Source organism: Labilibaculum sp. DW002 (genome assembly GCF_029029525.1).
GTDB classification, from domain to species: Bacteria; Bacteroidota; Bacteroidia; order Bacteroidales; family Marinifilaceae; genus Paralabilibaculum; species Paralabilibaculum antarcticum.
On sequence record NZ_JAKJSC010000002.1, the window covers coordinates 633027 to 654625 of the forward strand.

Consider the following 21599-nt stretch of genomic DNA (forward strand, 5'->3'; position numbering starts at 1 on the left):
CTATTGAAATTTGATATTTTTTTAACTTATTGATTTGTGAGGGGTGGAGTTAAGCTAGTTAACTTCAATCACCATTTCGTCACCTTCGATTTCCTGTTCAGTTCCTCTTAGGTTTCGATCCATGTAGTCGTCGTCCTCCTGTTCTTCATCGATTATTGCTTGATAATCTTCCAAAGAATTTAACTCTAATGCAATCTTTTGATCTTCATCATCTAAAGTTGCAGTTCCTAAAGAACCGTGAAGAGCTGGAATAAAACCTTTATCCTCTTTTGCAAAAGGAGTCACAGCGGCAAGTACACCAGCTGTCGCAACACCAGCAAAAACACTCTTTAACTCTTGTGGTGCTTTAAGGGCTCCAATGGTTCCAACGGCTAAAACACCGCCACCAATTGCTATTTTTTTGATTTTTGCTTTTTTAGGATCTGCTTCCTCATTTACTTTTAGTGCATTTCCGCCCATTACACATGCATAACGCCCAACGGTTACACCAGCAACGGTTTTTAATAATTCCATGCCGACTGTTACGACTTTTTTTTGTGCCATTTGTTTAAAATTTAATTTTTGAAAAATGTTTACTTATTGGTTTTCTTATCCTTGTCTTTCATCTGAGAAAGAATAAACCCACCAGCAACCAAGACCAAACCACCAATTAAAATTGGATTCATACCAGCTTGCTTCTGAGTTGTAGCCGTCATTGGCTGCAATTGGATTTGTTCACCGTTTGGTTGTATCACAGCATTTGGAGTAATCGCATTGCTCGTAATGTTTCTAGGTGAAGGCAATTTGCTTTCTGGCTTGGTTTTAGTAACCTTATTGAAAATTGCCAAATTCGTTTCCGCTCTTTCCTTTCTTTGGATCAGCTTTGCTTTTGCTTCTGGATCTAACTCATTGGTGATCTTTTTTGAAAGATTCTCAATGTGTTTTTCTTTTGCTTTTGTGATCATTTTACCCAGACCTAGCTTTTTAAGGATATCCATGATTGGCTTTATGATTGCAATTACTGCGGCAGTAACGGCAGCCGTTGAAACGGTTACAGGTTCGCCCAAACCTTCCTCTCTTGCAATATCTGCATGGATAAGCTTTAAGAAATCCAATCGCTCCTTTTCGTAGGCGGTCATTTTTCTAGGGGCTTTTGCAATCGGTTTTTTAACTGCTTTTCTCTGTTTAGATAATCGCTTCAATTCTTTAAACGATCTTGGTCTAATCGTGCGATGCTTAGCACTTAATAATGCTTTTTTCTTTGCTGCGGCTGCTCTTCTTCTTCTTTTTCGTCTTCTTCTGCGACGACCATCTAAAGAATCTAATCCATGTAAGTTTTCAATTACTGGAAGATTGGCTTTTTTAGCCGATTTTTTCCAAGCGGTAAAAAGCACCTTTCTCAGTTTACTTTCCTTGCCACCTAAGAACTTGTATTTCTTAGCAAACTTCACATAAGCCCGTCTTGCTTCCTTCCATTCTGCAATGGAGACACCAAGCTGTTTTGCTTCGGCTTCGCTCAGTAGACCATAACCCATTTTAATAGCAAGGTTTTTCTTGTTTTTACTGATTTTAGAACGAAGCACGGCACGAATAGCAATGTTTATTGGGTTAATTCTCATTAAGAATTTACCAACTTTTTTAAAGACACTTGTTACAGCTTTTAGGGCTTTTTTAGCATTTTTCGCTGACCATTTACCGAACTTTTTAACACCTCTTTTTAGCTTCTTTCTAATATTTTTAAAGAAACCTTCCAGAGTTCCAAGCAAACCAACCGTTTCCCCTTGTTCGGTTACGTAACCATTCAAAGGAGAAAGATTTGATCTTTCCCAGTTAGCCCCGTCTGTAAGCCGTACGATAATACCTTCTAAGGAATCACCTCTTTTAATTGAATCAAGAGCCTTTTGCATATGCTCCCAATATTCTTTTTTAAAGCCTAAAGCATGGTATTTTTCAGGGGCTAAGTGGTATTCATTCAGTGTAATTTCTAACTGTTTTCCACCTAATACCTTAAGGGCTATCTGTTCGCTTTCCAGCTCGCTTCCCTCTAATCCGTTTAGCTCTTCTTGCTGCTCGATTCGCTCCATTTCTAAAGCGTAATCTTCACCACTTTGGTGTAAGGAATCTAAAGCCGCTAAACCGCTAACCTGACCACCATCGTGACCAGCTAATGTTTCAATTTGCATTTTTCTATCTTTTTTAGATGTGTATTCAGCCTCACAATTGAACTTGTGTAAAACTGTATCGATGCAAACAGAACCAGCAATAATGTAAACATGTGAATAAGCCTTGCCATCGTAACCAGCCATTCGAATTGAAAAAGGAATACCCAAACAATACAGAAGAGAACCCACGAAAATGGAATGATCATCACAATCAGTTGGAGTGTTTGGAGTTGATCTGTTAAGCCAGATTCTAGCTGGTGTACTTAACTGTTCAACCGTGGCTAAATCCCGTTTGTACTGGATATGGTTAAAAACAAAATCCCAGATAGATTCTAAGGTTTTAGCCTTGTTTTCCTTTTTCAAATAGTTAGCCAGCTCACTAACCTGTGAATGGTGATTTCTAATAATTTCGCACATGATGGAAACGGTATCTTCTACCGTTCCCTCTGTGAATGTGCTGGTAAATTTCACCTCATTTGTTTTAATCAAATGATCGTACTTATTACCGTCTTTTATCCCCCTTACACCTTGGTTGACGATTTCACCACCTTGCGTTTGAAAAGCTACATTTCCCTGATTGTTTGTCGTTTTGAAAACGGTTTTCATATTACAAGTTTTTGAAAAGGTCAGTAATTAAGCTAGACGGGTTTTTAATCGCTTTGGCTACATCTTGCCATGTTCTGCTTATATCTATTTTTACACTAGGAACATTAATACTATTAACCTGTAGGTTGTCAACTTCCATAAACATTTGAAAACCACCTAATCCAGTTGTATTAAGTAGGCTGTAAATACTATCTAGAGGTATAGAGAAATGATACTTTAAAGCGGTTTTTTTGCCGCCTTCAATCTGTTTATTTGGTGTTTCCAGTGGTGTACTACCTAGTTTTATTTTTTGAGCTCCTTTTTGTAAAAAGAGGTTTACTTTATAGCTATTAAGCGTAGCTGTAAAGCCTACTTTGCTCGATAAATCAATTACGCCACCAAGTTTTACTGCACCCTTTACAAAATCAACACCTACACTTGGTAGGCCATGGGGTGCAATCTTTATTTTGCTGGTTGTGTATGCCTTTACTTTATCCTCGATTTCTACGACTTTACCCCCGATGTATGGAAGTATCTTGTCTTTAAAGGCGAAAGCGGTTATAACACCGCCTATTAATACAATGTGTCCTGTTTTCATGCTTCAAATATGGGGACACTAAACCAAATATAAAATGTAAGTGATTCATTTTGAGTTGGTTTGAGTTGATTTGAGTTGATTTGAGTCGATTTGAGTCGTTAAAGCGTTTGTTTTTTACCCTACTTTTAACCCGACATAAGGGTGCTTTTTCTGATATTCTTTATATTTTATTAATATTCAGATTGTTACCCTATAATTAAACGGTAACTAAACGGTATTAAAAAAATGAAATGCGAAGTCTGTGGAAAAACGATTAGAAGAAAAAAAATTGGAAGCAAATATTGTTCTGCATACTGCGTAGGTAGGGCAAAAAGAGAGAGAGCAAAGGAGAGGGAATTTTTAAAATTAAACGGTATGGAAACCGCTTGTACGGAAAATGAACAAAAAACAGAAAAAATGAAACAAACGGTTTATGACGAGCTTAGGACGGTTGAAAAAGAAAACTTCAATACGATCCTTGAACTAAGAGCTGGATACGATGAAAAGATGCTGGTTTTAAGAGACTTGAATCTAAAACAAGACTTTAAAATCCAGAGTTTAGAAAAGGAAATAATAGATTTAAACAGTAAACATAGCCAGCAACTAGAAGATGCTTCAAAAAGTACTACTAAGGATACGGTTCAGGCAATTACTCAAATGCCTGCTATTCAAACTGCTTTGGGTGCTTTAGCTGGTAACATTATCCCGTCTACAAACACGGGTTTAAACGGGGTTGACGGATATAGTACGCAGGAAAAGCAAATAATTGATGCTATTCGTAGAATGAAACCAGATGCACAGGCGCATTTATGCCAAATGCTCTATGTTTTGTTCGCAAAAACAGATCAGGAACAAATGGAAATTTTTACCTCCTTACAAGCATTCATGACTCAGCCAAATGAGGATGACGATATTTAAACGGGATTAAACTCGTTTAAAATAAAAAGCCTGAAACAAATGTTTCAGGCTTTTCAGTTTTAAGTAAGTAGTAATAGTTTTAGGATACTTTGTATGTAGTTGTTAGTAATATATTATTGTTTACTCCAAATGTAATAAAATATATTTAACAATCAAATTATTATTTAACAAGGCAGTTATTTTTTAGTTGATTCAATAAACTCTTCGTGCTACTTGACTGATATGTTTTACCATTGTTATAAATTACAAAAGGACATTTTCATTTTTACCAGGGTAATACTCTGCTAATTTTAATGACTGCATGTTATATTTTTAGATATATGTATTTTTTACTTTTAGAGGAACGGCAAAAAGAGGCAATTAAAATAAAATTGGTTAAGGCTAATATTACACAAGTTATTGTTGATTCATACCAGAGTGCAAAGCCCCATATTCCAGCAATACTAAAGCCAACACCAGCTAAAAATAAAATGACAATTGATAAACTTAGAATTGCATTAAGCTTAGGGAGTTTTTCTATTTCTTTTGATTCCATAATGCTTTTTTGATTTCTGATAATAAGCTTTTTGTACTTTCTGATTCGAAACGGCTTCCTTTTATATAGACGATAAAAGGACATTTATTAGATTCTGTTATTGTTTGCTCAATAATGTAGTTGGTTTCTTGACCTGTTTCGTCAATCATTTCCTGTACTTTATTGTTAAAATTCGAAAGCCGTTTTTTAGCCCGATGAAATTGCACACGACAATTGCTTGAACAACATTTTTGATGTTGATTTTTAGGAGTGAAAAGCTTGCCGCAATTGTAACAATCTTGCTTTTCGTGCAACGAATACCCGTTACACGAATTAACCCATTTGATTGATTTTTCTGTTTCTGCTAAAAGTTTTTTATCTGAATCCAAACCATCACCTGAAGCAATAATGTTTTCAAGTTGATCTTTCATTTGGATTAGAATGTTTAATGTTGAATTTTTACTCATGACTATCAATTTTAGAATACTGATTGATTTTTTTCGTATTTGTATTCTTTTTAGAGTGTGCCGTTAAAAAGATATAGCAATCATTATAAAAACACCTTGTTTTGCTATATTCATTGCGACACCCTAAAATGAATATGATTTATTTAGTCTTTTCGATTAATTATTAAAAAAAACATGCTGCAAGTGTTTCTATGAATTTTTTCACTCGCTGAACAGTGCTTTTAGATTTTTTCACAAGAGCTACAATTTTCATTATTGACTTACCATCTTCTAACAATTCGATAATATCTGCATGCTTTTCTAAAAATTGCTCATCGGTCATTTTTCCTTTTCCAGCATGTTGCTGATAAATGCCTTTTGCTTTTGCTACTGCTATACCTTGCCTTTGAGCTTCTCTGTTACTTTCGTATTCCATTTCTGCAAGAGAAGCAAGAATTGAAGTGATTAAATCAAATATAAAATTGGCTTTACCTTTTACCATGCTTACAAGGCTATATCTTAAAATCTCTATTGTGCAGCCTTGTTTTTTCAAAGTTTGTATAGTTGTTAGAATATCAAGTGCATTTCTACCTAATCGACTTACATCTTCTACAATTACATAGTTTATTTCTTTATTGGCTACATCTCTTAAAAGCCTAGCGCCTTGCTTTCTTTCAGCAAAAGCAATACGACCACTTATTTTTTCAACATACCCTTTGCCTTGTATGATCTGTTCTTGTCTTTCCGTGTTTTGTTCTTCGGTGGAAGCTCTTACATATGTTCCTTTTTTTACTTTATCCATATTGAGGCCAAATTTAAAGTAGGTTCATTTTCTATTAATTAGATTGGGAAAAGGTCAATACTTCCCTTGTTTTCTGGGCTCAGGATAGATTACACTCTATTTTGAACCCGTTTTGTGTTTATTCGTATTTTTTATTCATATCGGTAACTTTTTCATAAATGTATTTTACCTGATTTTTGAAAAAGATTGATTTATTAAAAACTGCTTTTCTAATCTCTGGATTCATTTTTTGAATTCTTCTATTGAGTGTATTTTTTGAAATTTTGAGTTTAGAGGCGAGTTCTTTTCTAGTCATTGTCTCATATTCCATAATCTTCAGGTTTTGGGGTTTTACATTTTGGACATATAAAAACTTCTCTCAGATCATACCATCTGTCACAACAGTTGCAGACGTGCCAGATTTCATGATTCAATATTTTAGTTTGCTTTTTCATTGGTAGAATTATTTACGGTTATTAGTTTTAAGTATCTATCGTTTAGGGTGTGCCCTGTTTTTATTTTTCCGTCTTCTATTAGTTTTAGAATTGCTTCCGTAATTTGACTGCCTAACTCTTTTCTTAAGTCTACCCACGTTATATGTGTAGGGAAAATCTTCTTTTTAATTTTCTCATTAGTGAGTCTTTCCATTGTTTCAAGTACATTTTGCTCCATGGCTTAGGGGTTTGGTTAATGATTCATCTGTTTTTTTTCAAATTCATTAAGGAAGAAGCGAGCCGCTGAACCGTGATACATCTTTCTGGTTCCGTTGATCGTAACTATTATCGAAGTCTTTCTACTGGGTATTCCTTTTGTCTTTTTTCTATTCGGGTTTGTTGTCTTGGTCAATTTTAATTGGGAACCAAGTTTATCTATCAGATTTATTATTTCTTTTTCCTTTTTGGTCTTATTTTCTTTTCTCTTTTCAGATATTTTAAGGTTGTAGGCTTTATCTCTACATTTTCGATTGTGGGAACAATACTTGGATTCTTTTTTCTGGTGGGAAATATCCGCTCCACAACACAAACAGTATTTTTTCTTTTTCTTTCCCTCCCTTTGGTCGTGGGAATCGCACCTTACAATACTTTGTGTATTCGTCCCCTTTTTTGCTGCGTTATCTGAATTATTCCAATTATTCAGGCTTTCAAATTCGGTGTATTCGTGACCTTTTTTTGTGCGTGTAAAAGCTTGTAGTTCCAATGCAATAAGGTCTTTCAGTATGTTTTTAATGTTTCGTTTTGCGTACTTATTGATGAGCTTTTCCAGTAGCAGTTTGTTGCGGTATCTTTCTTTTCGGCTTCTTTCGTCCTTTATCCACCAATCAGGGTTTCGTAGGTCTTTAAACTTGCTTTTATATTTGGTTGGAAGTCTGCGGGGCGTTTTGATTTGCTCCCATTCGAAAAAGATCGTTTCGTCTATGGGCTTTAGATACTTATCTAGTATTAATCTGGTGAGTTTTTCCTTATCCAATAGATCTGATAAGGAGTATATTTTATGAGATTCCACTGCTCTCATACGGGTAAACTTGGATTCAACTCTTAATAATTCGGCTTGTACTTTAGATTGTTCGGCTTTATCGTAGAATTTATATTTTGTATTGGTGGTTTTGTAAGTGTAGCCTAAACCCATTTTTCCGTTAATCTCCATATCGGAGCGTTCTGCTCCTTTGCAGTACAGAATACTTTCAAGAAAGGTTTTGTTATCGATTTTACAGGCGGTTGTATCCAGGTTTAAACCTAGTTCGAAACTTTTTAATTTGGTTTTTTCAGGTTCAATTCCAAAAGCTTTTAACCTAGAAACGGTTTTTTGTAAGTCCTCATAAGTAAAACGGTTAGCATTATTTAAACCATTATTATAAAACTTATGAATAGAGCCTTTCACTTTGGCTTTTCCTCTTGGTTCAATTACAAAATCCAAACCTTTGTAATGAGCCTTTCTACTTCCAAGCTCTTCACCTGAACCTACTGATGTAAGCACCGAAAATTCCAGTTCTGGTATTTGTTCCCAAACAGTAGGATTAAAATTTAAAAGCTCTATGGAAATACCGTCTATCAAGGTTGTGTAGTGGTGAAAATGGTGAGTTAATTGTCTTAAAAAGTAGGTGTATGCGTACCTTAAAGACGTGCGTTTTTTTTTCCAGAAATGGAAATTTTCAAAAAAATACAGACTTAAAAAGCCTGTGTATTCGTACCCTTTTTTACTGCGTGTTTTACTCTGTATTATTAGTAAAATAAACACATGTAGTCGATTTAGGAAAAACCGCTTTGCAAACTCATGACAACAAAGTCTTTGTCAATTCCAAAGCTTCCACCTTTTAAAATATGAGTAACTTTCTTTTCGATTACTCTGCCAGTGAATGATTGAATTGAAATGCTGTATTCTGCAAGAATTAAAACATCTCCAATTTTAAAGCCTCTATCATTTTTTCGAATTTCAAAAGTCTTGGTTCCCTTAACTACTTCTTCGAAATATTCAGGTAAAATTTTTAATAGGTGTTTCATGTTATCTGGGACTTTATAGGTTCGAATAGCTAATTCCACTTGTTAGTAAAAACACTACTCCAACTAGAGGAATACCCCAGATAATTGAAGTTATAAGCCCGACTTTAGACAGGATATAAACCGTTTTATTAATTTTTTGATTTTTCATTATAATTTGTGCTAAAAAGGGGAGGGGTATTAATTTTGAGGATTAAAGGTTTCATTATAATATTTGATGAAAAGCTCTCTACACATAACCCAGTCTCGACCATCTTTGGTCATAGGTATTGGGTTAAACTCATCAACCAAGCGACGATTAAATGTTGAACGACTCCAACCAAAAATTTTACACACAACGGGTGAGCTTACCATGCGACTCGTACCACATAACTGATCAAGTTGATAATCTAGTGTATTAGTCTCAATCTTTTCTTTTAGTTCTTTAAACTCACTAATCAAAGCCGATAGGTCAACACGGCGCACCTGTACAAACTCTTCTTGTAATTCTAAATTCATATTTATTATACTTTGTGGTGATTACTTAATACGCTTAACTTCGACTACATTTCCGATAGTTCTTTTTGAGAACTTCTTCCCCTCTTCTATATTAAGGTTACTTGCAGTTACACTTATCGAGCGGTATTGAGATTTGGGATAATTTTCAGTGTCGCCAACTTCCATTGCTCTCATAATTGGAGCTAATGCACGCTTGGTTAATCCTGTATCTGTATTTTTCATATCTTTGATATTATTGATTGATTATTTTGAACAAATATAGAAGATAATTTTCAACTAACATTAATAATGGGAAGATAATTTTCAACTTAAATTATGAGCACAATCTCTAGGATAACACAACTGGCAGAAAATGAAAAGATTACAATAACTCAATTAGAGAGGGTTATTGGTGCTAGCAAGGGAGTATTAAGCAGAGCTTCAAAAAATGATACAGACATTCAAAGTAAATGGATAACTAGTATAGTTGAAAATTATCCCTCGTATAATGCTTATTGGCTTTTAACAGGAAAAGGTGATATGTTCAAAAATGACACTTTGGTTGTAAGTAAGAATAGCAATATTGGAGTTCCTTATTATGATGTTGATTTTTCTGGTGGGTTTAATGCTATTTTTAATAATCAAACATTATTACCAGATCACAATATTGTTTTTGCACCTTTTAAAGATGCTCAATTATGGTGCAATGTTACTGGAAATTCAATGGCTGAAAAGATAAATCACGGTGATATTATTGCTCTAAAAGAATTACCGAATTGGGAAGAGAATATATTATTTGGAGAAATTTATGCTGTTGTAACAGAACATTTACGAACTATTAAAATAATCCGTAAATCAGATAATACAGGCACCTTTAAATTAGTCCCAATTAACACTTTAGACTTTGATGAAAATGAGGTTAGGAAAACTTCTATTTTGAGAGTTTTTGAAGTTTTGGGGGCAATTAAGAAATTTTTTTAATTCCTGTATTTATGAGATAGTTACCTGTTGAGATTGTTTTAGGTAATTTTCCTTAAGTTTTTACTGTACATTAAAATAATTAGAAAAGCTAAATGGCTGATGATAATATTTCTAAAGGTGCTGGAATAATACCAGATTTTTTTCATGATATAATTGCATATATAATACCAGGATATATTGTAATAGTTACTGTTATTGTTAATATTACAATCATTACTAATAAGGGGTGGGCGAATATTGAGAAGATAAATTTTGCTTCAATTTCGATATCGTTCATAGTAGCTTATGTTCTTGGTAGATTCTTTGAACAACTTGGAAAAATAACAATCCATAACAGAGTATTTCCTTTTGTATTAAAAGCCCATAAAAGACCATCTCCTAAATGGACATTAATATTCGATGAAGAAAATGATGAGTATTCATCAGTATTTAAGGCTAGATTAATAGTCAAAATTAAGGAGTGGTACAAAACAACTTTAGGAGACGATTTTATTGAAAAATGTAAATTTGAAATAAAAGATGATTATTTCAATTTAATTCAATTCTATCTAAGAGAAAGGTTTCCCGCTGTAGCTCTTTATGAAAAAAAACAAAATGCTACAATTGTATTAACGAGAAGTTTAACATTGATATTTTTTAGTAATATATTATTATATCCTATAGTCTTAGGGTGTTTGACACGATTTAAAGACGTTACTTGGTCTCCTTTGGCTTTTATTTGGATTCTAGGTACTATTATTTTTAGTATCGTATTATATTCTAGGTTTAAACAAGATCAGAAATATCATGCTATGTATATTTTTGAAAATTTCATGGGATTAAAAAAGTTGTTATCATCTTGATGAAACAACATACCGATAATATAACAAAAATTACGTTTTTCGAAAATATCTTATAAGGATACCATAAATATAAAACACTGATTTATGACCATTAAAGAAGCAATTTTGAATAGTTTAGAAGATATCGCTGGGTTGACAAACTATATGGAAATCTATAAGCATATTGTAGCAAAAAAGTATTACGACTTTAAAAAAGGAAAAACACCCGCTTCTACAGTTTCTGCTTTACTTGGTGATTTTATTAGGAACGGCGATTCAAGAGTTAAGAGAATAAAGCAAGAGGGAGGAACTTATTCATATTATCTATCCAAATATGAATTGGATATAGATATAGATTCAGTTTCTGAAAAGGTTAATTCTGAATTGAAACTAACAAAACAAGAACCATATTGCGAACGTGATCTACATAAAATATTGAGTAGTTATTTAAAGAATACAGGTGTTTATTCAAAGACTATTTTTCACGAACAATCTAAGAATGGAAGGGATAATAACCAGATTTGGACACATCCAGATATGGTCGGGATTAAACTTTTGAAATTACAGACTAAGACGACTCAAACTTTTATCAAGTCTATAAATCAGTTAGACACTTTTAAAATGAGTTCTTATGAGCTTAAAAAGGAGATAAATAGCGATTCAGAACTAAAAAAAGCCTTTTTTCAAGCAGTATCGAATTCAAGTTGGGCACATTATGGATATCTAGTTGCATTTGAATTTAGTGATAGTCTCAAAGATGAAATGGAACGACTAAACCAATCCTTTGGAATTGGAATAATTGAACTGAATGCAAATCCGTTTAAAAGTAAAATACTTTTTCAAGCAAAATATAGAGAATTAGACTTTAAGACAATAGATAAATTGTGTAAAATAAATGAAGAGTTTGAAAGGTTTATTGAACAGACTGAAAAACTTATGACGGCTGAAGAAAGATATTATAGAGCGACAGAAAAAGAACTTAATGAACTATGCGATAGATATTTCATCAATGATTCTGATATTGAAGAGTATTGTAGACAGAAGAATATACCGATGGAAGAAATCTAAATCACTAAAATATAATTGGAATAATATTACAATTAATTTTTAAGTATTTAGATGTTACACCAAATTATACAAATTGACAATAATAGATAATGAATATAATAGAAAAAGGAATAGAGCAAGGGCTAATAAGGTTTGATGAAGAGAAGAAAAACATATTCTATATTCACCAAGATGATAAGCGTAGAAATTTCAATAATCCTGAAGAAAAGGTACAAGCAGAAGCATACTTAAAGCTTGTTTTAAATTATGGTTATTCACCTCAAAGAATTTTACAATTTAAGTCTATAACAATGGGAGCTTCTGTTAAAGAAGTAGACATTGTTGTCTATAATGATGATGAATGTACACAACCTCATATTGTTGTTGAATGCAAAAGAGAAGAAGTTTCGGAATTAGAATTTGAACAAGCAATAAAGCAAGGTGCAAGTTATGCATATGCTTTATCAGGAACGGTTAAGTATCTTTGGGTTACTTCTAAGGTTAAAAATGAATCATTCTTAATTGATAAAGAAAGTGATCTTACTCAAACAATACCAAATATTCCTAGATATGGTATTACTGAAATACAAAAGTATCAATTTGCTAAAGGCGGACGAATAGGTCAAGAACAAGCAACTACTGAAATTAAAGAAAAATTCTTTGAGTTAGAGATAATTAGTGAGGAAGATTTAACTAAAGCGTTTAAATCAGCTCATAATTCACTTTGGGCAGGTGGGGAGCTTAATCCGTCAGAAGCATTTGACGAATTGGATAAACTTATTTTTTGTAAAATATGGGATGAACGAATGCTCCGAAAAGAAGGTGAGCCATATGACTTTCAGGTTTTTAGTGAACCTATTCCTAAAAACGCTTCAAAAGAGCAAAAAGCTAGAATTGAAGAAAAGATCACAAATGAATTATACAAACGAGTGGTAGCTTTATATGCTATTGGGAAAAAGAAAGACCCCGAAGTATTTAAAGATGATGTTCGCCTCTCTCCTCAAAAGGTTAAGGCAGTAGTTGGTTATTTGGAAAGAATAAACCTTGGCGCTACAGATTTAGATAGTAAAGGAAAAGCTTTTGAAACTTTTATGGGTAGTTATTTTAGAGGAGACTTTGGACAGTTTTTTACTCCAAGACCTATAGTGAAGTTTATTGTTAATTCTTTACCAATTACACACGAATCTAAAGTTTTAGACACTTCGTGTGGGAGTGGAGGTTTCTTACTCTATGCTTTAGATAAAGTTAGACAAGAAGCTGATGAGTATTATCCAGAATATCAAGCTAAGACACAAGAGGCAACAAAGCATTGGTCCCATTGGCATGATTTTGCAGAAAAGCGACTGTTCGGAATTGAAATTAATGAACAAATTGCAAGGACTGCAAAAATGAATATGATTATTCATGATGATGGACATACAAACGTAATATCATCCGATGGATTATTACGTGATGATGTAATGCAAGAAAGAAGCAATAACAAAGATTTTAAATATGGAACTTTTGATTTTATTATTACAAATCCACCATTTGGAAGCACTGTAAAACAAACTGAAAAAGCTTATTTAAATCTATATAATCTTGGAAATAAAGATATAAGTTGGTTAGACACTAAAAATTCAGGAGTTAAGGAGCGAGCAAATCAAAGTACAGAAGTTTTGTTCATAGAGCAATGTCATAATTTTCTAAATGAAAACGGTTATTTAGCAGTTGTTATACCTGATGGTATTTTAACTAATAGCAGTCTACAATATGTAAGAGACAGAATTGAAGAATGGTATCAAATAATTGCAGTCGTTTCTATGCCTCAAACGGCATTTTCACACACAGGAGCAGGTGTGAAAAGCTCTGTTTTGTTTTTACGTAAATGGCCAGAAGCGGTTACCGTACGGTATCAAACTTTGAAAAAAGAATTACAGGATCAAATTAAAGAAGAGAATAACTTTTTAACCGAAGTTGCAAAAATAGAGAATGAAAAAAAGAGAATTGTTAAAAATCATACTGACTTTGAAAATATAACAGGAGAGACAGATAAAAAACGAATAGAAAAGACGGAAATATTTACTTCTTGGAAAAAGGAAATTAATGATAATCACAATCTACAAATTACCGATTTGAAAGAAGATTTGGCAGATAAATTCATTCTAAAAAAGCAAGAAGTCTTAGACGATTATCCAATATTTATGGCGATTGCAGAAGATATTGGATATGATGCAACTGGTAGATCTACTGGTAATAATGAACTAGAAATGATTGAGACAGAGTTAACTCGATTTATTAACGGCTTAGATAAGTAAAAATGGCAGAATTTAAATTGAGCGATAAAGTTAATCCCAATAAAGTCTTTATTTTAAAAAAATCAGAAGTCGAAAAAAGGCTTGACCCATTTTATTATATTCCTGAAATTAAGGAATTGGAAAAAAAGGTTCGTACAAAGGATGTTAAACCTCTTAGGTACTTTGTTGAAGCTGTTTCTAGTGGAGCAACTCCAAAAACAGCTGAAAAAGAAAAGTACTATTCAAATAAAGAAAATGGCATTCCTTTTTTGAGGGTTCAAAATTTATCTCCTACAGGTATCTTAGATTATGCCGATTGTAAATATATTAATGAAGAAACACACAACGGTTATTTGAAGCGTAGTCAAGTAAAAGGTGGTGATTTGTTAGTTAAAATTACAGGTGTGGGGAGAATGGCTGTAGCTTCAGTAGCTCCTGATGGTTTTGTTGGGAATACAAATCAGCATTTGGTTGTAATAAAAACGGTTAGCAAAGAAATAAGTACAATTTTAGCATCATATCTAAACTCAGATATTGGAGAGAAGCTTGCAAGTCGAAGGGCCACAGGTGGGACTCGTCCTGCTCTTGATTATCCAGCTTTATTATCTATTCCAATATTACTTGATGAACGGATTTTAGAGATTACTAAAAAGGCTGTCGAGGAAAAGAATAAAAAAGAAAACGAAGCAAAAAAAATACTTTCAAGTATTGACAATTATTTGCTGGGTGAATTAGGAATAAAATTACCTGAAAATGATAACTCACTTGAAAATAGAATTTTCACTACTTCAATAACTAAACTGAGTGGTGGTCGCTTTGACCCTGACTTTACGAGTAAGATTGATTATTTAATTAACCTAAAGTGGAATTTTCCAACAGAAAAATTAAATGATTTACTTCTAACTTCTCCACAATATGGGGCAAACGAAACTGCTTGTAATAAAAGGAATGAAGATGATATTAGATATATTAGAATAACTGATATTGATGATTTAGGTAACTTAAAGGATATATCTTGGAAAACAGCAGAAAATACAGAAGAAAAGTACCTCCTAGACAAAAATGATATTTTGTTTGCGAGAAGTGGTTCTGTTGGTAGGTGTTACATTCATAAGAAAGTTGATTTGCCTGCTATTTTCGCAGGATATTTAATTCGATTTAAGCTCAATTCTGAAAAAATAAATCCTGATTACTTATTTTACTATTGTCATTCTTCTATTTACAAGTTTTGGGTTTCAGCTATTGAAAGGCCAGCTGTACAATCTAATATAAACTCGGAAGAATTTAAATCACTTGTTGTTCCAGTACCAACTTTGGAAAAACAGTCTGAGATTGCTAATCAAATTACAGATATACGAAATCAAGCTAAACAGTTAGAAAATGATGCTAAACAGATAATGATTGATGCAAAATTAGAAGTTGAACAAATAATTTTAGGATAGATGTGTATAATAAAAATACAAATAAACCATACTAAGAATCTAAATGAAGATCTTTTAGCTTCCCTTTTATATGATGAGATAGGTGAAGAATATGGGCTAGATGATTATTATTTCGAAGATTATATTGAAGTTATCAATGTAAATCAAATACCCAATGGTAGTTTTATTAGCATTTTCACCTTAGATTTTCCAGAGATTGATTTAAGGGATTTAGAGCCTAAAGATATAGTGAAATCATATCTTGATACGTTAAATGCTTTAGATGAAGTTATTAGTGTTGTTAAGTTGCATGATGGTTATTTGCAAGGATTAGCAGATAGATATTTTAACAAGCTATTTGCCATTGAAATGGAGCTTAGGAATGTTTTAACTTATATTCTTACATATGATGACAAAACAATAGATAAGGAGATATTTAAGGATTTTGGAGTGCAATTAGCAGAATCGTACAATAAAAATAATGTTTCTAATAATTATGAAAATGGATTATATTATATTCTTTTCAATCACTATGCAAGTTTTGGAGAGCCTAAAAAATTAAAAGCAGATAAAATAGCTGAAATTCTTCAAGATGTAAGCTTATCCGATTTTCAAGAATTTAAAAATAGGTTACAAAGAAGGTATATTTCAGAAGAAAGGCATACAGAATTTCTATTTTCAATTATGTACAAGTTGAAACCTTTAGAGGATATACGGAATTCCGTGATGCATATTAGAAATCTTTCAGAAACAAAGATGTCAAACTTTGATAAAGCGATTAATGATAATGATACAGATAAAGGAATTGAAACATTAATCACTGAATTCTGGTCTAATGAAAATGATGTTTTAAAAGAGTCAACTTGGTTGAGTTTAGCTAAAATAGAGTTAGATAATTATGAAATAAATATTCAAGACGATAAGTGGTTAATTATATCGCATGAAGATGAAGACTTTGAAGATTTAGAAGAGGTCAAAACCTTCATTTTTGATGAATTAAAAGATAGAGTTGAATTAAATGATTTTGATCCAGAATGTAAAGAACAAATTGACAACTGGATTGATGAAAAATTGGTGCCAGTACAATAATATCGATATTACATAGTCTTAATGATCCATTTTAAGCAGAATTTTAAAGTGCTGATATACCATTAATCTGTTTAAATTATCAAATTTGCAGTACCCACACAGTACCTATGCTGACATATAGCCTGATTTTATTGCTGTAGTGGTGATGCTGGCTGGATCACGAAAAAGGATAACAGAAATGTTGTCCTTTTTTTTTGTGCCTAAAAACAACAAAATTCTTAGCAAGTCTTCCTTCTACTTCACTTTGATTTACCTCGGTTTTAATGGCTTATCCAAATGATTAATAAAATTTCATAATTAATGAATCATGTTTCATTCATTAACTACAATAAAGTCGTATTTTTGATGTTTATATTGAGTAATAAATAGGAGTATTCATAAACAAATTAAAAATAAATGAAACGCTTAGTATTAATTTTTTTAAGCCTTGCAGTAGCAGTACTTTTCTCAACCTCGTGTTCTAAAGACGACGAAACTCAAGCCAGTTTTGATGAGTCATTGATTATTGGAAAATGGAAAAGTGGGACTTTATTTGAAAGATACGATTCTGACAAATCGGGTGCTACCTGGGATACTGCTGATGATGTTAAAGAGGAAGAAGCTCAGGAATTTACCTGGACGATAAACAAAGACCAGTTGGAGCAAATTCATATCATCGTAAGTGGCGGTAAAGTTCCAAAAGTATACACCATCACGAACTTAACGGCATCATCAATGGAATATAAAGACGCTTACGGGGAAATAACATCATTCAGTAAACAATAATAAGATGCGGATATTAAAAAAAGTTGGAATAGCTTTACTGGGATTTGTTTTTGTATTGATACTAGCTGCCTCAATAGGCATGTGGTATCTTTTTACACCAGAGAAATTAAGCCCAATCGTTAATAAACAGGCAAAAGAATATTTAGCCTGCCATACAATGATAGAAAAAGTTGAACCAACTTTTTTTAGTACCTATCCGTTTTTTGGACTTGAGTTAACGAACCTTTGTTTGACAGAGAAGACAAATGCACCGAAAACTGATACAATCTTATATGCACCCAAATGCTTTGCCTCCTTAAATGTACTCTCGTACTTATTGGATGGTAATATAAAACTTGACCCCTTTCTTGTTGAAGATGCTTATTTGAATTTCAAAATAAACTCATCGGGGCAATCTAATTTCGATATTTTAAAGAGCAGCTCCAATTCGACAGAAGCTGATTCGGAAGCATCATCTTTAGGTGATATGGACATTAGTAATGTTAAATTTAAGAATTGCAATGCCAATTATACAGATGAGTCAACATTTAGAAAGGCTAATATCAGTAACTTAAATGCTAAGCTCGGGCTTAAATACAGCAAGGAGAAACAAGCTCTTAATTTGGATATGCAGCTAAATCGATTGTTGTTTGCAACATCCGACTCGATGGCTCTTTATCTTGATGCACAGAACTGTGATCTAAAGATTACTTCTAAGGCTAAAGACAAAAATCTATTCGATTCCGATTTAAAGCTTGTTTGTAAAGCCATGTCGTTTTCTATGGCTGGTGATACCATTTTATCCAAGATGAAATTTGATACACACTTGCCTTTTAAAGCCAATCTATCTGAAAATACTTATAATTTTGAAGAGGCCAAACTCCTTGTTAACGATGAACAAGCCATTTCCTTCAATGGTCTTGTAAGCATCTTAAAAGATTACTCTATATCTACCGATATTGAATACTCAACCAAGGAATTGAATATTGAAAAAATTATAACTCTTGTTCCCAAAGCCTATTCTGAGCCACTAAAAGATATACGAGCTAAGGGCTATGCACAAGTCTCGGGATCAGTAAAAGGACTTATTTCAGAAACAAGCACGCCCCTTGTAACAGCAAATATTGAATATTATAAGGGTGAAATTAAATACACTGGTTATCCAAGTGTAAAAGACATTCAATTATCCATGTCTACTCAGGTGGATCTGAATAAAAAGCAGAATTCGGCCGTTACAATCAATAGTAGTTCTGCCAAAATAAAGCACAGCACGGTTTCTCTTAAAGGAGAAATTTCGAATATTCTGGAAACGCCAGCCTACGACATTTACTCGAAGGGTAATTTCAGCTTAGCCGATTTTAAATCGTTTATACCCAAAGATCAAAACATAAGTGTTCGGGGGTCGGTTAATGGTAACCTGCATGCCCGATTCTCTCAGTCTGATTTAGACAAGGAGGCCTATCACCGTATCTATTTAACCGGCGATTTTGAAGCCCGGAATTTTTATGCAAGCTATAACGACAGTATTAAGGTAAACCTACCTTCGGCAAAACTGAAGCTTGATTTACCCAGCCAAAACAGAGCAGACAAAAACCTTAGGTTTGCCAACATCAAAATTGATGCACCAAACTTAAATGTCAACATGTCTCCTTCGATGCGTGCGGCAAGTGAGAATCTTGAACTTTCTGTCGATATCAATCAGCTGGTAAAAGGCATTTCTACCCCCATATCGGCATGTCATTTTAAATTTGGCAGCCTTAATGCTACAGCCGATACTTTATCTCTTATTGCCAATAATGCAGAGGGACAATTTCAATATGCCCCAACACTTAAAGCGAAACAAGAAATTGCTCTTATCAATTCTACAATTAATAGCCAAGAAATTGTAATCGCTGGCAAAGACTCTGTTCTCTTTAATGCTAATGAGCTGTATGCCAAAACAAATTTGAAATACGATGACTCACAAAACAATCTGATTCTTAAATGGCAGCCCGAAGTGGCCATTAATTTCTCCGATGCCATTTATAACCTAGGTAAGCAGCTAAAAGGTGAGATCCCAAATATATCGTTTACGCTTGATCCCGATACAATGGCGATTAAGAAAGCCGATGTGACTTTAGGTAAATCCGATTTTAGCCTTAGTGGTCAACTAACCGACATATCTAAATACATCAACAAGCAAGCATTGCTTAAAGGAAACTTTAACTTGATCTCTAAAAATACCGATATTTATGAGCTGATGGATATTTTTAGTGGCATGGGAAGTCAAGACTCAAGCCTTGCTAGCAATGAAACTCTTACCACTGAAGATGATCCATTTATGGTACCCAAAGGTGTCGAAATTCGATTAAACACAGCAATCAATCAGACTATCGTAAATGATAATATTATCGAAAATATTAAAGGTGGCTTAACCGTTAAGGATGGTACGCTTATTCTGGACCAAATGGGTTTTACAAGCCGGGCGGCCAATATGCAATTAACGGCTATGTACCGTTCAGACAGAAAAAATCATTTGTTCAGTGGCATCGACTTTCACCTTTTAGATATTGATGTTGCTGAACTCATTGATTTAATTCCTTCAGTTGACGCTATGATTCCAATGCTAAAATCATTCAAAGGGAAAGGTGAATTTCATTTGGCTGGAGAAACCTATCTTAAGAGCGATTATTCTCTTAAACAATCTACAATTCGTGGTGCGGCAGCTTTCCAGGGACAAGAACTAACCCTTATGGATACCGAAACATTCGATATGATTGCAAGTAAACTCCTCTTTAAGAAAAAAACAGAAAATATTATAGATAGCCTGAGTGTTGAGATGACTTTATTTAAGGATGAAATTGATTTATATCCTTTCCTTATTGTCATGGATAAATATAAAGCCGTTATTTCCGGACGTCATAATATGGATAATCACTTTAACTACCACATATCGGTGACAGATACGCCTCTACCCGTTAGGTTAGGCTTAAATGTAAGCGGCACAATGGAAGATTTAAAATATAAGCTTGTTCCTTGTCAATATAAACATCTTTACAATCCAAAAAAACAGGGCGCACTGGAAGAGCGAACTTTACGTTTAAAAAAGCTGATCTCGGAATCGCTTAAGGAGAATGTTAAGCCTGTTAAATAGAGTGATAGCTTATCTGAACTTTTTTATGGCAGCATAGCAATATCATCATGGGATAGTTACCTATTTCTTTACGGATGTGGGCGTATATGGTAAATGTAAAATAAAGATGCAATCAGTTAATTTAATCTACTTTTCTCCAACAGGAACAAGTAGAAAAGTTGTTAAGGCCATTGGACAGGAATTAGCAGCAAAACAAATAAATGAGTTTGATATTACGCAAACTGACTTTAATTATAAAGATTTTGGCAGTGGATTGACCATTATTGGTATACCTGTTTACAAAGGTCGTGTACCTGCTGAAGTTATTCCGCGATTGAAATATTTTAAAGCAAAAAACGCACCAGTGGTTTTAGTTGCTGTTTATGGAAATAGAGATTTCGATGATGCGCTGCTTGAACTAAAAGATCTTAGTGTAGAATTAGGTTTTATACCTATAGCTGCTGCAGCTTTTATTGGAGAACATTCTTATTCAATAGAAAGTAAACCGATTGCAAAAAATCGTCCAGATGAGGCAGATTTTTTGAAGGCAAAACAATTTGCAGGAGAGATTCTAAAGAAATTGAAGACGAACGATGGCATCGAACTAAAGATTTCTGGTAATTGTCCATATAAAGTTGCGCCCAATGCTCCAGTCATGGCACCAAGAACCATTGCTGATAAATGTACGCTTTGTGGCATTTGTGCCGATGTTTGTCCCGTTGATGTAATTGAGCTAGGCAAAACGGTAATTACGAATGCAGAGGCTTGTATTTGGTGTTGTGCATGTGTTAAAGCTTGTCCTGAAGAGGCACGAGTTTTTGATACACCACTGATCAGTCAAATAACAAATAACCTATTCGAAAACTGTTCGGAACGCAAAGAACCCGAATTTTTCCTCTAAAAAACATCAGAGAAATACATGGAAGGATAGCAGTTTTGCTATCCTTTTTTTGAGCAATAAACTCTTAGAAAATCCCTCAGATAACATAAGTTTGAAGCGTACACGACCTGTTCGTTATCGTACGGTATTGTATTGTTGGTTTAATTTTAATGTATTGATAGTAAGAGTGATGCGTTTTTCGGCACTATATGTGAAAGGATTGGTGATGTGTCAGTTTTAATAGAAATACTACGCCATTTTGCTGTGGATTTGCACAGAAATCTAATGTGGTAG

Annotated in this window: 22 protein-coding genes; 10 read left to right on the plus strand and 12 right to left on the minus strand. The window is 33.5% G+C overall.

Annotated features, from left to right (window positions below):
• Positions 1 to 54 precede the first annotated feature (54 nt).
• From L3049_RS14130 to L3049_RS14140, 3 genes are read right to left on the minus strand one after another with little or no spacing between them, the layout of a single operon-like run.
• Positions 55 to 543: a hypothetical protein gene (locus L3049_RS14130; protein ID WP_275110460.1), complete on the minus strand. Its 489-nt coding sequence runs from the start codon at positions 541 to 543 to the stop codon at positions 55 to 57.
• A gap of 29 nt (positions 544 to 572) precedes the next feature.
• Complete coding sequence (locus L3049_RS14135; RefSeq protein ID WP_275110461.1) at positions 573 to 2747, minus strand: NUDIX hydrolase; 2175 nt, start codon at positions 2745 to 2747, stop codon at positions 573 to 575.
• A 1-nt stretch (position 2748) separates the two neighbouring features.
• Positions 2749 to 3324: a hypothetical protein gene (locus L3049_RS14140; protein ID WP_275110462.1), complete on the minus strand. Its 576-nt coding sequence runs from the start codon at positions 3322 to 3324 to the stop codon at positions 2749 to 2751.
• Between the two features lie 354 nt (positions 3325 to 3678).
• On the opposite strand from L3049_RS14140, the gene L3049_RS14145 reads away from it, so the two are divergent.
• Positions 3679 to 4221: a hypothetical protein gene (locus L3049_RS14145; protein ID WP_275110463.1), complete on the plus strand. Its 543-nt coding sequence runs from the start codon at positions 3679 to 3681 to the stop codon at positions 4219 to 4221.
• Between the two features lie 304 nt (positions 4222 to 4525).
• On the opposite strand, the gene L3049_RS14150 is transcribed toward L3049_RS14145, so the two are convergent.
• The 9 genes from L3049_RS14150 to L3049_RS14190 form a co-directional block, all read right to left on the minus strand.
• Positions 4526 to 4756 carry a hypothetical protein gene (locus L3049_RS14150; protein ID WP_275110464.1) on the minus strand — a complete coding sequence of 77 codons (231 nt, stop codon included), beginning with the start codon at positions 4754 to 4756 and terminating at the stop codon, positions 4526 to 4528.
• Positions 4738 to 5202: a hypothetical protein gene (locus L3049_RS14155; protein ID WP_275110465.1), complete on the minus strand. Its 465-nt coding sequence runs from the start codon at positions 5200 to 5202 to the stop codon at positions 4738 to 4740. Before L3049_RS14155 ends, L3049_RS14150 begins: the two co-directional genes overlap by 19 nt.
• A 163-nt stretch (positions 5203 to 5365) precedes the next feature.
• The gene (locus L3049_RS14160) at positions 5366 to 5983 is read right to left on the minus strand and encodes a recombinase family protein (RefSeq protein WP_275110466.1); all 618 of its coding nucleotides are present in this window, start codon (positions 5981 to 5983) and stop codon (positions 5366 to 5368) included.
• Between the two features lie 118 nt (positions 5984 to 6101).
• On the minus strand, positions 6102 to 6293 hold the full coding sequence (locus tag L3049_RS14165; protein WP_275110467.1) for a winged helix-turn-helix transcriptional regulator: 192 nt from the start codon (positions 6291 to 6293) through the stop codon (positions 6102 to 6104).
• A 107-nt stretch (positions 6294 to 6400) separates the two neighbouring features.
• Positions 6401 to 6634: a hypothetical protein gene (locus L3049_RS14170; protein ID WP_275110468.1), complete on the minus strand. Its 234-nt coding sequence runs from the start codon at positions 6632 to 6634 to the stop codon at positions 6401 to 6403.
• Between the two features lie 15 nt (positions 6635 to 6649).
• The gene (locus L3049_RS14175; RefSeq protein ID WP_275110469.1) at positions 6650 to 8197 is read right to left on the minus strand and encodes a hypothetical protein; all 1548 of its coding nucleotides are present in this window, start codon (positions 8195 to 8197) and stop codon (positions 6650 to 6652) included.
• An 11-nt stretch (positions 8198 to 8208) separates the two neighbouring features.
• Positions 8209 to 8460: an ASCH/PUA domain-containing protein gene (locus tag L3049_RS14180; protein ID WP_275110470.1), complete on the minus strand. Its 252-nt coding sequence runs from the start codon at positions 8458 to 8460 to the stop codon at positions 8209 to 8211.
• Between the two features lie 177 nt (positions 8461 to 8637).
• Complete coding sequence (locus L3049_RS14185) at positions 8638 to 8955, minus strand: hypothetical protein (RefSeq protein ID WP_275110471.1); 318 nt, start codon at positions 8953 to 8955, stop codon at positions 8638 to 8640.
• 21 nt (positions 8956 to 8976) lie between these two features.
• On the minus strand, positions 8977 to 9177 hold the full coding sequence (locus L3049_RS14190) for a hypothetical protein (RefSeq protein WP_275110472.1): 201 nt from the start codon (positions 9175 to 9177) through the stop codon (positions 8977 to 8979).
• Positions 9178 to 9270: 93 nt separating this feature from the next.
• Between L3049_RS14190 and L3049_RS14195 the strand changes: the two genes are divergently transcribed.
• From L3049_RS14195 to L3049_RS14235, 9 genes are all read left to right on the plus strand, one after another.
• Complete coding sequence (locus L3049_RS14195) at positions 9271 to 9915, plus strand: S24 family peptidase (protein WP_275110473.1); 645 nt, start codon at positions 9271 to 9273, stop codon at positions 9913 to 9915.
• 92 nt (positions 9916 to 10007) lie between these two features.
• On the plus strand, positions 10008 to 10757 hold the full coding sequence (locus L3049_RS14200) for a hypothetical protein (protein WP_275110474.1): 750 nt from the start codon (positions 10008 to 10010) through the stop codon (positions 10755 to 10757).
• A gap of 84 nt (positions 10758 to 10841) precedes the next feature.
• Positions 10842 to 11804, plus strand: a complete 963-nt coding sequence (locus tag L3049_RS14205) for a hypothetical protein (protein ID WP_275110475.1) — start codon at positions 10842 to 10844, stop codon at positions 11802 to 11804.
• A gap of 89 nt (positions 11805 to 11893) precedes the next feature.
• Positions 11894 to 14080: a type I restriction-modification system subunit M gene (locus L3049_RS14210; protein WP_275110476.1), complete on the plus strand. Its 2187-nt coding sequence runs from the start codon at positions 11894 to 11896 to the stop codon at positions 14078 to 14080.
• Between the two features lie 2 nt (positions 14081 to 14082).
• The gene (locus L3049_RS14215; RefSeq protein ID WP_275110477.1) at positions 14083 to 15501 is read left to right on the plus strand and encodes a restriction endonuclease subunit S; all 1419 of its coding nucleotides are present in this window, start codon (positions 14083 to 14085) and stop codon (positions 15499 to 15501) included.
• Positions 15502 to 16569, plus strand: coding sequence for a hypothetical protein (locus L3049_RS14220; protein ID WP_275110478.1), 1068 nt, complete (start codon positions 15502 to 15504; stop codon positions 16567 to 16569).
• Positions 16570 to 16965: 396 nt separating this feature from the next.
• A complete protein-coding gene (locus L3049_RS14225; protein ID WP_275110479.1) occupies positions 16966 to 17334 on the plus strand; it encodes a lipocalin family protein in 369 nt (122 codons plus the stop codon).
• 4 nt (positions 17335 to 17338) lie between these two features.
• The gene (locus tag L3049_RS14230; protein ID WP_275110480.1) at positions 17339 to 20446 is read left to right on the plus strand and encodes an AsmA-like C-terminal region-containing protein; all 3108 of its coding nucleotides are present in this window, start codon (positions 17339 to 17341) and stop codon (positions 20444 to 20446) included.
• 106 nt (positions 20447 to 20552) lie between these two features.
• Positions 20553 to 21326 (plus strand): EFR1 family ferrodoxin, encoded by a 774-nt coding sequence (locus L3049_RS14235; protein ID WP_275110481.1) that lies wholly within the window; start codon positions 20553 to 20555, stop codon positions 21324 to 21326.
• Positions 21327 to 21599 lie beyond the last annotated feature (273 nt).